The sequence below is a fragment of the Thermosporothrix sp. COM3 genome (assembly GCF_059696735.1).
In genome coordinates this window covers 4,720,557-4,733,554 of record NZ_AP019376.1, presented here as the reverse complement: position 1 = coordinate 4,733,554, position 12,998 = coordinate 4,720,557, and the positions used below count along the sequence as shown (strand labels likewise).

The following is a 12,998-nucleotide window of genomic DNA, read 5'->3' as shown; positions in this document are numbered from 1 at the left end:
AAGAAAGCATCCAGGTGGTATAGTAAGCTGAAGTTGAGCCGGTAGGTGGAAAATGGTTTCGGAGGAAGGAGAGGACCGGGTGACATAAAGAAACTGTATCACAAAGAAGTAAAGGGTGAGTATGGATTCTCACAGAATACAGAAGAAAAACAGCGGGGATATGGTGGCAGGCAGCGGAACGGTAGGCTCATTGAGTGATAAACTGGACAGGAAAGCGCATTCCGGGGTGAGTGCCCGTCTCTCCTGGCGGCTGCTGATCGGTCTGGTCCTCTTTGGGGGCATGCTGGTGCTGGATCTCTTCCGCCTGGGACAACCAAGTATCTGGTTTGATGAAGCCTTTTCGGTTGAACTTGCGCGTCTTCCGTTCTCTCAGGTCTGGCATCTGGTGACTGACGCGGAACCGAACATGAGCCTGTATCATCTCTTGCTGCATGGATGGCTTCAAATCATGGGATGGTTCGGGATCTTGCCAACAGAGGCTGTGGTTCGGCTTCCTTCTGCTCTCTTCATGGCTTGTAGCGGACTGATCCTTTATTTCTGGGCCTCGCGTTATCTCGGCCTGCTGGCCGCGACGGTTGGTGTTCTCCTCTATGCATGCAACTTTTTACAGCTCACCTATGCACAGCAAACGCGTGCATATGCCTTGCAAGTCTTGCTCCTCTGCCTGGCCTGGTCTGCCCTCTTTGAGGGATTGACCCAACAGAAGAAACGCTGGTGGATCTGCCATGTGCTGGCCCTGATCGGCGCGATCTATGCTCATATGTTCAGCTGGTTGATTCTATGCGGGCAACTGGTCGGGCTGCTCGTCATGGCCTTGCTCAGTCAGGAATGGCGAGAGCGCATCATGGCTCAGAAAGTGCCGCTTGGTATCAGCGTGCTGACCGTAGGTGTACTGAGTATTCCGCTGGCGCTGCTCATTCCGCGTGGGGCTAAGACGGGCTGGCTACCAGCGCCGCACCTGGCTGAGATTGTAAACCTGCTCTATACCATTGGCGGCTATCAAAAGTATTTTCTGGTGGTGCTGGCTCTGATCGCGCTTGTTGGCATCAGTGTGGCGTTGCTACGTTTTGTCTCGTTCAAGGGACGTATCAACAAGCTATACGGAGTGCCTGGATCGGTGGTGCCGATCGTCTGGGCACTGTTGTGCTGGTTCCTGCTGCCCATTGTGATCGCTTATGTGGTGTCGTTGAGTCCCTGGCGGCTCTTTTCTGCACGTTATCTGGTAACGGTTGTGCCTCCCTTCCTGTTGCTGGCGGGAGTGGGGATCGCGGCACTGCGTCAGGTGTGGCTCAGGGGGATCTGTCTGCTGGTGTTGCTGGCGTTGGCTCTGACAGGAACGAGCTACTATTATCGCAGCGCGCAGGTGGAAGACTGGAATGCGGCCACGCATTGGATGCAGGAGCGCGCCCGGACAGAGGACGGCCTGGTATGCTATGACAATACAGTGCAGCAGGGATGTCAGATCGCGGTTGAATACTATCTGCACGCGTATCCTGGTCCCGCTCATTTCGAGCCTGAGAGCCCCGGGGCCTTCTCCTGGCAGATGTTTGGTCCTCTGCGTTCCGCTGGACCGGATGAGGCCGTTGATCCGGCGGCACTACAGCGATACGGCCAGAAACACGCGCGCATCTTCTTCATTGTCGGACGTGTGCGTGATGACGCGGCTTCGGCTCGTCTGGAGCAGGCGCTGAGCTGGATGGATCAACATTTCCACAAGAACGCGCAGTATACCTCGCGGACTGTCTCGATCTATCTCTATGAGACAACGCCGTGAGGGGCATAGAGCATGCAATTTGTGGTAGTATTGAGACGAGAGCTAATATAGACAAGGATTCGACAAGAGGAGAACAGGAGTATTTTTGGCATGGCAGACGGGTCATTTAACGAACTCTATCGGGACACGCTAAAGGATGTGTTTCTACGACTGGCGAATGAGCAGCTTGAGCAAGGAGCTGACGGCCTGACCTGTGCCGATACCTATGCTGAGCAGGGAAAACCAGAATTCACGCTGGCTTACCTGCTGCTTACAGAGGTTGCAGACGAGGTAAAGCGGGATATTCTGGCCCGTGCCTATGAGCAGCGGGCGCTATTGTCGGAGCAAAAGGCCGAGGCAATGGCCGAAGAATTTCATCGTCCATTCCCGATGATTAAGGTTGAGGCGCAAAAAGATCGTACCGCGGCCAGACAGGTGCGTTCAGGCAAACGCCTGCGTCGCGAAACAAGAGCCATTTCGATTCAGTTGAACTAAAGCAAAGAAGCCCTGACAAGAGACCAGGGCTTCTTTGCTTCTTTCGAGAAAGCAGGCAGTTTATTCCTGCTCCTCAACGGTTTCTGTTGTTGAGTCTGTCGTAACGGGTTCTGTTGCTTCCTGTTCGGAAACGGTGTTCTCGTCGAACTCCTCAGTGGTGTCCTGAGGACGTTTGCCATTTGTCGTCGCGATTGAAACGACCGCATCCCCATCGGCAACATTCATCAGGATCACGCCCTGCGTAATGCGGCTGGACTGCTTCACCAGATTAACATCTGTACGGATTACCACTCCGTTTGCGGACACAATCATCAGATCGTTATCCTTCTCAGTAATGATACGTGCCGCCGCCAGAGGGCCCGTTTTATTGGTGATGCGGAAGGTGATCACACCGGTGCCACCACGTCCACGCAGCGGGTACTCGCTCAGAGAGGTGCGCTTTCCATAGCCTTTCTCAGTAACGGCAAGCACCTCGCTGTCCTCGCTATCTTTCCGGGCCACGTTGAGCGATACCACGCGATCGCCATCCTCAAGCCGGATACCACGGACACCGCCGCTGGTGCGGGAAGCCCGCCGAAGCTGGTTGACGGCAAAGCGGGTGGCATGGCCATGAGCGGTGACAAGTAGCACGTCATCATCTTCGCGAGCAAGCTTGGCGCCGATCAGCTCATCATCATCTTCAAGATTCATTGCGATCAGGCCGGCACGGCGTACGACCTCAAATTCGGACATAGCCGTTTTCTTGACCTCGCCCTTGCGGGTTGCCAGAATCATATAGTCACGGCTTACGTCTTTCGGGACAGAGACAATCGCTGTGACGCGTTCGCGCTGCTCAATCGAGATCAGATTGATGAGATGCTCACCGCGTGCGGTGCGGCTGACATCGGGTAGCTCAAAGGTGCGAAGCTGGAAGACGCGCCCACGATCGGTAAAGAAGAGCAGGCTGTCATGCGCATGGGTGACAAGCAGGTGACGGACGGCATCATCCTCGCGTGTAACCATACCTGTAACGCCGCGTCCACCCCGGCGCTGTGCGCGATAGGTGTTGGATGGCAGGCGCTTGATATAGCCCTTCTCAGTAAGCGTGACAACTGCTTCCTCGTTCGGAATGAGGTCCTCATCCTTGAACTCGGTGACTTCAGCTTCCTGAATCTCGGTGCGCCGTGGGTCGCCATACTTCTCTTTCAGATCCTCAAGGTCCTGCTTGATGATCTTGCGAACTTCATTGATATCGCTCAACACCATCTGATAGTAGTGGATATGGCGCTGAACTTCCTGCAACTCGTCTTCGATTTTCTGCCGTTGCAGTGCGGCCAGGCTGGAGAGGCGCATATCCAGGACCGCCCTTGCCTGCTCGTTCGAGAAGCCAAAGGTTGTCTGTAGTTCTTCGGCCAGACCTGCGGTATCGCGCCTGGAATTGCGAATCGTGTTGATAACCGCATCCAGGTGGTCGAGAGCGAGTTTGAGCCCTTCGAGGATGTGGCGGCGTGCCTCGGCCTTTTTCAGGTCGAATTGGGTTCGGCGTGTGATGACTGACTCGCGATGCGAGATGTAGTGCTGCAAGAACTTCTTGAGCGTCAGCGTCTGTGGCTGCTGATCGACCAGTGCCAGCATATTGGCGTGGAACGAGCTCTGCATTGCGGTGTACTTGAAGAGCGAGTTCAGGACGCTGTGAGGATTGGCATCACGTTTGAGTTCGATGACCACACGCATGCCCCGGCGGTCGGACTCATCGCGAATCTCGGAGATGCCGTCGATCTTCTTGTCACGTGTGAGCTCAGCAATTTTCTTGACCAGCTCAGCCTTGTTGACCTGATAGGGAAGCTCGGTCACAATAATGCTGATGCGGCCGCGTTCAGATTCCTCAATCTGCGTACGGGCGCGAATTACAACTCGCCCCCGTCCATTTGCGTACATATTGCGGATACCCTCACGGCCCTGGATGATGCCGCCGGTCGGGAAATCTGGCCCGCGAATAATGCGAGAGAGATCTTCGGTGGTGGCATCGGGATGATCAATCAGGTAAGCGATGCCATCGCAGACCTCGTTCAGGTTATGGGGGGGAATATTCGTTGCCATACCGACAGCAATGCCGGTAGAGCCGTTCAAGAGCAGATTGGGCAGACGAGCCGGAAGAACGGTCGGTTCTTTCCCTGTGTTATCGTAGTTTGCGCGAAAATCGACGGTATCTTTCTCGATATCGCGCAACAGTTCGTCGGCAATTGCCGCCATTTTGGCCTCAGTGTAGCGCATGGCTGCCGGGGGATCATCATCTTGCGAGCCGAAGTTTCCCTGTCCGAGGACCAGGGGATAGCGCATAGACCAGGGCTGTGCCATACGGACCAGCGCTTCGTACACGGGCGCGTCGCCGTGGGGATGGTAACTTTTCAGAACCTCTCCAACAGTACCTGCACATTTACGAAATTGGCGCGTGGATTGCAGGCCCATTTGTTCCATTGCGTAGAGAATACGACGGTGTACAGGCTTGAGCCCGTCTCGAATGTCGGGGAGCGCCCGGCTGACGATGACGCTCATCGAGTAATCGAGATAGGCACCCGTCATTTGCTCAACAATATTGACCGTTTTTATGTTACCTAGTTCCATTGAAAAACATCCTCACAAAAAAAATCAGACATAGCCCACCGGCGACGTCGGATTGTAGTGCTCTTTCGCTTTATGAAGGCCTGGAGGGGACAAAGAAGATACTGTATTTTTGCAGTTAGAGGGCGCATGCATCGCACCTCTGAACAAGCATCAATATTGAATCCAGCATACATCTATAGTATAGCACATTTGGGTCATTGAAGCGAGTTTTTACCCTCTGGTAATGGTATGTTTAGGGATTAAAATGCTGCATGACAAGTTGATACAAAATTCACCCTGTTCTGCCCTATGTTTTCAAGATAACCTGTGGTATGATTTAATGCAAGAGCGGGATTTGCGGGAGAGTAGTATCATCTTGTTGTCACACAGACAGGCGCGTAGTATGGCCGTGATACTGTAGCCCTAAGGGAGTGACGAGCGTTATGGTTTTGCCTTTTACGGATCAACAGTGTTTTTTTGTAGCCATTCTGGCATTTATAGTGATAGGCTTTATAAGGGGGTGGAAGCGTGAACTGATATCCCTGGTTGCCGTGCTGCTGGCAGTTTTTCTCATTCGGCCGGATAGCGGAAGAGGCTTCAGTCAATTTATCAGCCGCTTACCTCAGATCTTTTCGTTTCTTATCACCGGCTCACAGGCGAATGCGCCCCAGCCGGACGCATCAACAAGCAACTTTCTTGGCGGCCCGTGGGGGTCGATTGTGCTGTTCATGGCGATTGTTTTGCTCGGCTATTTCCTCGGGAATAAGGCTTTCCCCAAGCCGGGTGTCCCTCAGGAGCGCTTTCTCGGTGTGATTCCCGGGATTATTTCCGGGGCCTTTGTGATGGCGTACCTGAGCAGCATGATCCCAAAATCGCCGAGCGGGCAATCTCTTCTTTCCGTTGCAGTGCAGGCTCCTGATCCAGCAAATTATATTCCTGTCCTTTTCTTGATTGCGATTGTCGCTGTAATCATTGCGTTAGTTGCCGCACGTGCAAAGCAGGCCAAAAAGTAGAACCATTCTCCATTCTTTGTAGAATCTCAATGACCGTGTTAGCAAACAGTGTGAGTGTATAGCGGTCGGCAAGCGTGAAGTGTTGAGGTGACGAATGGCCGAGAAATCCGGGAACAACACGGCTGGCGGACAACGGAAACGTTCTGGCTGGCGTATATCCCATTTTCGGCGCGGGGCAGATCGAAAGTGGTACTTCTCAGGACAGCAGCCGGGTGAAGTGGTGCGGATGGTGGTGCGCAAGCACTGGTGTTTTATGGTGCGTCCTGCTTTGCCCGCGATAGCCTCGGCGCTGGTATTGATACTGCTCCTCTGGATGAGTACTATTCTCCCGGGTGATCCACTGATTTGGTGGGCGCTTTGCGGAGTAGCGTTTCTGGTGTTTCTTGTCTTTGCTGTGATGTTCGCGTCTCGCGATCTGGTTGCCTGGTGGTTTGAGTCGTTTATTATCACGAACAAGCGTATTATCAACACGCGTGGCCTGTTTCAACCAACGCGCAAAGAGGTCTCCAACGACAAGATCGAGCAGGTTGGAATCGGCTTTAACTCGCTTCTGGGACATGTCTTCCACTATGGGACCGTCTATGTGTACCTTGATGGTGGTGAACTGATTATGGAGGATGTCCCCAATCCCAAACGGGTCAGGGACGCCCTGCATGATATCAGTGAAGACGTCAAAGCAAAGAAGTCCGGGGCGCCGAAGAAAGAGCAGCCCATGCCAGAAGATCCGGTGATGGCGGCTGTTCTTGAAGAGCTTTCGAAAGGGAAAGAGGTTCCCTCGCTGGAAAATGCAGACGCGGATTTACCACCTCCACCGGGAGAGGGAGAGCGCTTCCGGGGCCCGCGGCGTACCTTTGGCGGAATTCTTCGTATTCCTGCCGGTGTGCGCTACAGCTCTGGGGAATATACCGTGAAGTATATTCAGCGGTCGCGCTACGTGCTCTGGCGAAATCTGGCGATTCCGTTTTTGATCCTGTTGCTGGTGCTGCCAGTAGCCTTTTTGTCACCTGCCAGTGGTATCATTACACCGTCCATTCAGGTCTACTGGTGGTTTATCATGGGGATGCTTGTTGTTGGCTGTCTGGTCGCCATGCTCCTCATCTACATGAACTATGTCGATGATTTGTATATCCTTACGAACAAGCGCATTATCGACATCAACCGCCATTTCGTGCTGCTGTTTGAGCGTCGTGTTGAGACAGAGTACTCCAAGATCGTGAATTTGAAGGTGCAGGTCTCCAATCTGTTAGAGCGCTTTTTGGATGTTGGCAACCTGTATATTGAGACGCCGGGAAACAATCCCGATATTGTGTTGCGCACGGTTGATGATCCCTTCTCGCTCATGGATGAGATTCAGGGAATCAAGGGGTTCAAGGATCGCTACGACAAGGCCAAGAAAGAGAACGAAGAAAAGGAAAAGATGAAGCTCTGGTTTGGAACCATGTTCCGACAACTGGAGGCCCGAACGCGGGGCAGAGGAGCTCCCGATTTACGTGAAAAGGACATACTAACGGCGATCGCCTACGCGCAGGAGTGCGGTTTTGATGTCTCCGTGCTGGCGGAGGAGCCAGACCCGGGAATGGGTGTCCCCCCTGGCTTTGTATTGAGGCAGGAGCCGCCCGCAGGAACCTTAATGGAAGAGGGGAGCACCATCGGATTGGTGCTCAGTGCCAGCGGTAAGGCCGCCACGCTCAGTAAGCCCTAGAGAAGTGAGGAAGCCCCGGCAGTCTCGTCGGGGCTTCCCTTTTTATGCGTTTAGCGTGTGCCGCCAACGCGGGCCAGCAGAGCCACACATTCGATATGATAGGTTTGCGGGAACATATCGACGGGCTGCGCCGAAACCAGACGATAGCGTCCACCAGAACAGAGTGTCGCGATATCGCGGGCCAGAGTGCTTGGGTCACAGGAGACATAACAGATGGCGCGGGGGGCCATCTGTTGAAGAGCCCAGAGCGCCTTTGGATGGCAGCCGGTACGTGGGGGATCCAGCAGAGCCAGATCAATCCGTTCACGGCGATAGTGCAGGGTATTTAGCACGCGCTCAAGAGGTCCCTCAATCGATGTGATGTTGTTCTGGTTGTTGAGCGCTGCGCTGGCGCGTGCATCCATTACCGCGCTTGGCTGTGACTCAACCGCGATAACGCGAGCCGCCCGGGGCGCAAGGAACGACGAGAAGAGGCCAACGCCGCTATAGCCGTCCAGTACGACATCTGTGCGCTGTGGCTCAAGCATTGCCAGGGCCCGTTCAACCAGTACCGCTGTCTGTACCAGATTGACCTGAAAGAAGGAATCAGCGGAGACGCGGAAGCGGCGACCAAGTACGACGTCTGTCAGGAACTCCTGACCCACAAAAATACGGCCATAGCGTCCGCCGACACGCTCGATAATCACACCAACCATTGCGGGCGAGAGGCCGAGTAACTCCTGCGCAAGTGCCTGTGGGTCCTCGATCACCGAGCCGGGACGCGCGTGAACGGTCAGGAGTGTGGGTACGGCCTTTGCTGTCGCGAAGCTGTTCAGATTGTTGTTGGTAACAGCGCCGATTGCGCCCCGAATCTGAAAGCCCTGAATCATCTGACCAAGCTCATCACCAAAATACGCTATAAGCTTGGCACGAACGAGTTGATAGATATGGTCAAGAGCCGGATGGAACAAAGGAAAGCTCGGTAAATCTTGCACATCGTGGCTGTCTGCGATCTTTTGTCCGATTTCTCCCGACGGTCCAACTGTGAACTGTGCGATACTGCGGTAATGCCAGGGTGGAACCTGAGGCGGCATGCCAATTGTCGGGTGGACCAGTGCATCGGGCTGCTTACCAATGCGAACCAGCAGCTGACGTACAATATGGGCCTTCCACGTGAGTTGAGCCGGGTAGGCAATGTGCTGCCACTGGCAGCCGCAATCAGTCAGCAGTGGGTAAGGTGGCTCAATGCGTTCTGGAGCAGGACGAAGAATTTCGAGCAGCTGCGCACGTGCGTGCCCACGCCGCTCTTCAACGATCTCAACACGAACCCGCTCCCCTGGAATCCCTCCAGGGACGAACAGAACGCGTCCTTCATAGCGACCTACGGCATCACCTCCGTAGGCAAGGTCTGTCAGTTCAACATCAATACTCATGTTCACCTCGGCGGTCACCTGACGACATGCTTCCGTAGCGGGCGGCGTTGCCCTCGGAAGGTGCGCTACTCATCCGTTACAAGATGAGGAAAGCGCGTACTCTGTCGTTGATGTCCGTCCCATCCTTCCAGCGAAATTTATCTGACTATCCACAACAAACAAACGATTACTACTTAGCCCCAAAGGGATGTCTCGTCCCTTTACGCAGGATTCGTTCCTGTGTAGGTCGAAACGCTCTCTGATGTGAACCTGCACCACGGCCAATCGGAGCAGAAAAATTCGTTGCTTTTCATTTTAGAGCGGTAGCGGCTGTCTTGGCTGGCCGTATAGCCGTGTGCCGAAGCGGCTCAAGAGGACGGCACCAAGCCCTAACAATCCCGCACCAAGTGTGATAAGCCAACCGATGTAGGGGAGAGACCCGGCTAAAACGAAAACTGTCAATCCCACTACGACCTGTGTTAACCGAGTGTTATAGCCTGGAAAAAGCTTGTGCACTATATATTCGCCGATCAGGCTGCCAACGGCGACAGTGCCGAGTGCCCAGGCGGCAATGAGCACAACCAGGACGATGATAGCTAAAGGAATCGAAACAATTAACGCAAATAAGACGGCAAGAAAGAGCGGGGCAAGCACAACGCTGAGCAGGCCCAGAACCAGACTCCGGCGCAGCTTCTGGGTGATTGTGGTGCGTACCAGAACGACATGTTCCGGCATGAGTAGCGTGAGCAAGGCACCCAGTGCCAGCCAGGTCAGGAGAAACCAGAAACGGATAGCCGGGTTAGCCTCGCCAAGCAGAACCATTCCTGCACTTTTGGTGCATTCAAACAACGAGCCATGCAGTTCGGAATCGTTGTCATTGGTCCACTGACTCTGGCAGAGGTGAACGTCTCCATTCACATGTGCGTTGTCTTGCAGGGTTACACCCCCGGCATACACCATCACTTTCCCGTCAATCTTTCCATCAATCACTACAGAGCTGTTAAACGCAACAACATCACCTCGGACGATGCCACGAATAACAACCGTACCACCAAATACAGTAAGATTGCTACAGATCACCTCCCCACTGGTGATAACCACCGTTTTTCCGAAAAATGGCTGATGATACTCGCCTGTACAGTGCTGCTCGCTCGGACTCCGGGCGGCTGCGCTCGCCGTGCCGGATGTTGTCGGCAAGAGGACGCACAGCAGAAGGACGAAAACCAGGCCGAGCCAGCGCGCTCTGTCAATCATGCGCTGTTGACGTTTGGTGTTTGCATGCATATGGAACCTTCTTCCCTATCATGATCGCCCGGATAACGACCATGACCCTCGCCTACGCCTCCTGTGGGTGGCGCATCAAGCGAAGCCACATCCCCGACATGACGACAACGGCCAGTGCCAGCGCGGCAAGTAACCAGTTATTCTGCGTGACCAACTGTAAGGTTGATTGCAGGTATTGTGAGAGTACCACCAGTATATCAATAAGTCCTTTTCCAACGGTGAGCAGTTGTACAACCGTATCCGATTGAATAATGACAAGTGCCAGTAACCCGAGTGGCAGGCAGCTCAGGGAAAAAAAGATGATTGCTGCAAGCACCGTTCCAAGCGGCTGGATCTGGCTCATGCGGGTCCGCTGTTGCGTGCGAAGCTCTTCAAGCTGCTGCGAAATCTGACTCCGCTGCTGAATGGTGCGCATTATTTGTTCTGTCGAGACATGAGAGATGCTCGGTTTCATCTGGGGGATGGAGAGACGGAGCAACGCGTCCAGCTTCTGGAGCTGCTCTTGATGCATGCGACAACTGGCACACTGCTTCAGATGGTCTCGAAGCTCGTCTGCCTGACCGGGCTCGAACTCTTTTTGAGATTGAGCTTCCAGCCATTCTCTAGCGTCGCGACAGCGCATCAGCGTTTTCCTCCTCCTGTTGGGCGGCTTGTTTCTTAATCTGGCGCGCCAGAAGCTCGCGTGCGCGGTGCAGGCGGGCTTTGACCAGTGCCGGGGTCAGTTGGAGTGCCTGGGCGATTTCGTCGTAGGAGAAATCATACCAGTAGCGTAAAACGATAACGGCTCGATATTTTGCAGGAAGCAGTTGCAAATAACGCTGAATCTCGTCCTGCTGTTCTCCCTGAAGTGCTGATTGTTCAGGGCTGATTCCTACGTCGACAATCCATTCCAGAAATGGCACATCCTCTAATGGCAGGGCCAGAAAACGCCGGCGCCGCAGCTGATCAATGGCAAGGTGTGAGGCAATTGAAAGCAGCCAGGTGCTGAATTTATGCACTGGTTTGTACGTGTTGAGTTGTGTATAAGCACGCACGAATGCTTCCTGCGTGACATCTTCCGCTTCGGTGACGTTGCCAAGCATCCGATAAGCGAGATTATGGACTGCGTCCTTGTAGCGCTCGACCAGCACGGCAAACACTTCCTGGCGTCCCTGAAGCACCAGCTCGACAATCTCAATATCGCTCTTCGCTTCCAGTTGTGCATCAACTCTGCTGTATACCTCTGTTCGGCTTTGAACGCTGCTCTCCACCCGGGCCGCACTACGGCTTCGGCCCTTTTTCGCTGCGGGTTTGGCGATTGAGCCTAAACCCCCGAGCATATCTGTTGCTTTTATTGTTGATTCAACCATGCCTTACCGCTCATTATTTCTTCTAGAATAGACGTACTTTAAGAAAACTTCAATATTACAATGAGAAACTCAACATTTAAAAAGGCTTTTTAGACATGTACGAGCCGCGACTTAAAAAAGTTGTAATCTTTTTTGCAGTGTAACATGACTCTCCATCAGTGACAAGAGTCTGCTGTTGTACCGCTATTCTGCGCATACGCTGTTCAAATCTGCTCATTACCTGTTCCTTCCGGGCTCATACACATACCCATACTCTCAGTGATGAGATGAGTATATATGAGAAAAAGCTAGTCTTCTCTACTTTGTAAAACGAAATATAGTGACAGAAATCAAATTATGGTATCGCGTTCCCGGGTCACAAAGTCGATCTCCCCACTGGAGAGAACAGTGACAACATGCTCGTTATTCCCGAAATCGTCAAGAGTCTCATTATGATGGGCAACGATTTGTTCTGCCGAACACACATCGCTATCAACGGTGCTGTGAGCATCTGCGACCAGAGTGACATGAAAGCCCCGGCTGACCGCGACCCGGCAGGTGGTATCAATGCAATATTGCGTCCGACAGCCGACAATCACCAGGTGCGTGATGTTTTTGCTGTCGAGCAGAGCCTGTAAGGGTGTTTGATAGAACGAGTCGGGGGCGCTTTTTCGCAGAATGGGTTCGTCCGGAGCCGGTGCGACCGCGGGGTGAATCTGCCAGCCAGGTGTTTCAGGTTCCAACCCGCTCCCCTCGGGACCATCGTGCTGTATATAGATGACTGGGATATCTGCTGTACGGGCGGCTTGAAGCAGGGTCGTAATCGTGTTTAGAACGTCTTCGCGGCGAAAGGATTGCTCATTCATCAGCCCACTTTGCACATCGATGACCAGTAGTGCGGTCCTTCCTGTCATTGGCTCTCGCTTCCTTTCTACCCACTCATATAGCAACTCAGTGCTATTACTTCATAGATAAAAATCTATCTATTAATCTCTGAAAACATCTTTCATATGCTTGTATGTTTAAGATAACAAAGCACGCGTTGCATGTCAAGATGGAGAGTGAATGCCGGGGCTCAAAAAAGGGAAGGTGTGGGCATAAAAAAAGAAAAGGCGCTTCCTGGGAGGAGGAGTGATGAAGTGATGGGGCGTGTGGGACTCGAACCCACACGGCCTTGCGGCCCCGGGATTTTAAGTCCCGTGCGTCTACCATTCCGCCAACGCCCCATGTGGATTTACTGCTACGATAGTACCATGTTCTGGCCCTTCCGTCAATCGTTTTTTTCAAGAAAGTGCGGCTTCTGTTTTTTATCCCATTGTTCCCTCTCAAACGATAACGCAAAAAATGCTATCTCCTGCTTGATATATTGACGGAACCCCGTAACTGGGGCATAATACGAGTCGTGTAGGAGTGAAAAAACATTCATATAGAGGAATCGATAAAAGGAAA

General features: G+C 53.2%; 10 protein-coding genes and 1 tRNA gene. 4 read left to right on the top strand and 7 right to left on the bottom strand.

Annotated elements, in window-relative coordinates:
- The first annotated feature begins 160 nt into the window (after positions 1–160).
- On the top strand, positions 161–1,774 hold the full coding sequence (locus KTH_RS20055) for a glycosyltransferase family 39 protein (protein WP_211326017.1): 1,614 nt from the start codon (positions 161–163) through the stop codon (positions 1,772–1,774).
- A 90-nt stretch (positions 1,775–1,864) separates the two neighbouring features.
- On the top strand, positions 1,865–2,248 hold the full coding sequence (locus tag KTH_RS20050; RefSeq protein ID WP_111319388.1) for a hypothetical protein: 384 nt from the start codon (positions 1,865–1,867) through the stop codon (positions 2,246–2,248).
- 60 nt (positions 2,249–2,308) lie between these two features.
- Here the strand turns inward: KTH_RS20050 and gyrA are convergent, their stop codons facing one another.
- Positions 2,309–4,852: a DNA gyrase subunit A gene (gene gyrA / locus KTH_RS20045; protein ID WP_111319386.1), complete on the bottom strand. Its 2,544-nt coding sequence runs from the start codon at positions 4,850–4,852 to the stop codon at positions 2,309–2,311.
- Between the two features lie 422 nt (positions 4,853–5,274).
- Between gyrA and KTH_RS20040 the strand changes: the two genes are divergently transcribed.
- On the top strand, positions 5,275–5,844 hold the full coding sequence (locus tag KTH_RS20040) for a hypothetical protein (protein ID WP_111319384.1): 570 nt from the start codon (positions 5,275–5,277) through the stop codon (positions 5,842–5,844).
- A gap of 94 nt (positions 5,845–5,938) precedes the next feature.
- Positions 5,939–7,546: a PH domain-containing protein gene (locus KTH_RS20035; protein WP_111319382.1), complete on the top strand. Its 1,608-nt coding sequence runs from the start codon at positions 5,939–5,941 to the stop codon at positions 7,544–7,546.
- Between the two features lie 50 nt (positions 7,547–7,596).
- On the opposite strand, the gene rlmD is transcribed toward KTH_RS20035, so the two are convergent.
- The 6 genes from rlmD to KTH_RS20005 all read right to left on the bottom strand — a co-directional run bounded on the left by rlmD (position 7,597) and on the right by KTH_RS20005 (position 12,775).
- On the bottom strand, positions 7,597–8,958 hold the full coding sequence (gene rlmD, locus KTH_RS20030; RefSeq protein WP_137686121.1) for a 23S rRNA (uracil(1939)-C(5))-methyltransferase RlmD: 1,362 nt from the start codon (positions 8,956–8,958) through the stop codon (positions 7,597–7,599).
- A gap of 294 nt (positions 8,959–9,252) precedes the next feature.
- Entirely contained in the window at positions 9,253–10,221 is a 969-nt protein-coding gene (locus KTH_RS20025) for a DUF8173 domain-containing protein (RefSeq protein WP_111319378.1), read from the bottom strand.
- A gap of 52 nt (positions 10,222–10,273) precedes the next feature.
- Complete coding sequence (locus tag KTH_RS20020) at positions 10,274–10,843, bottom strand: zf-HC2 domain-containing protein (RefSeq protein ID WP_111319376.1); 570 nt, start codon at positions 10,841–10,843, stop codon at positions 10,274–10,276.
- The gene (locus tag KTH_RS20015; protein ID WP_497620687.1) at positions 10,824–11,570 is read right to left on the bottom strand and encodes a sigma-70 family RNA polymerase sigma factor; all 747 of its coding nucleotides are present in this window, start codon (positions 11,568–11,570) and stop codon (positions 10,824–10,826) included. The genes KTH_RS20020 and KTH_RS20015 overlap by 20 nt, the downstream gene beginning before the upstream one ends.
- Positions 11,571–11,899: 329 nt before the next feature.
- Positions 11,900–12,463 carry a cysteine hydrolase family protein gene (locus KTH_RS20010; protein ID WP_497620685.1) on the bottom strand — a complete coding sequence of 188 codons (564 nt, stop codon included), beginning with the start codon at positions 12,461–12,463 and terminating at the stop codon, positions 11,900–11,902.
- 229 nt (positions 12,464–12,692) lie between these two features.
- Positions 12,693–12,775, bottom strand: a tRNA-Leu gene (locus KTH_RS20005).
- Positions 12,776–12,998: the final 223 nt, after the last annotated feature.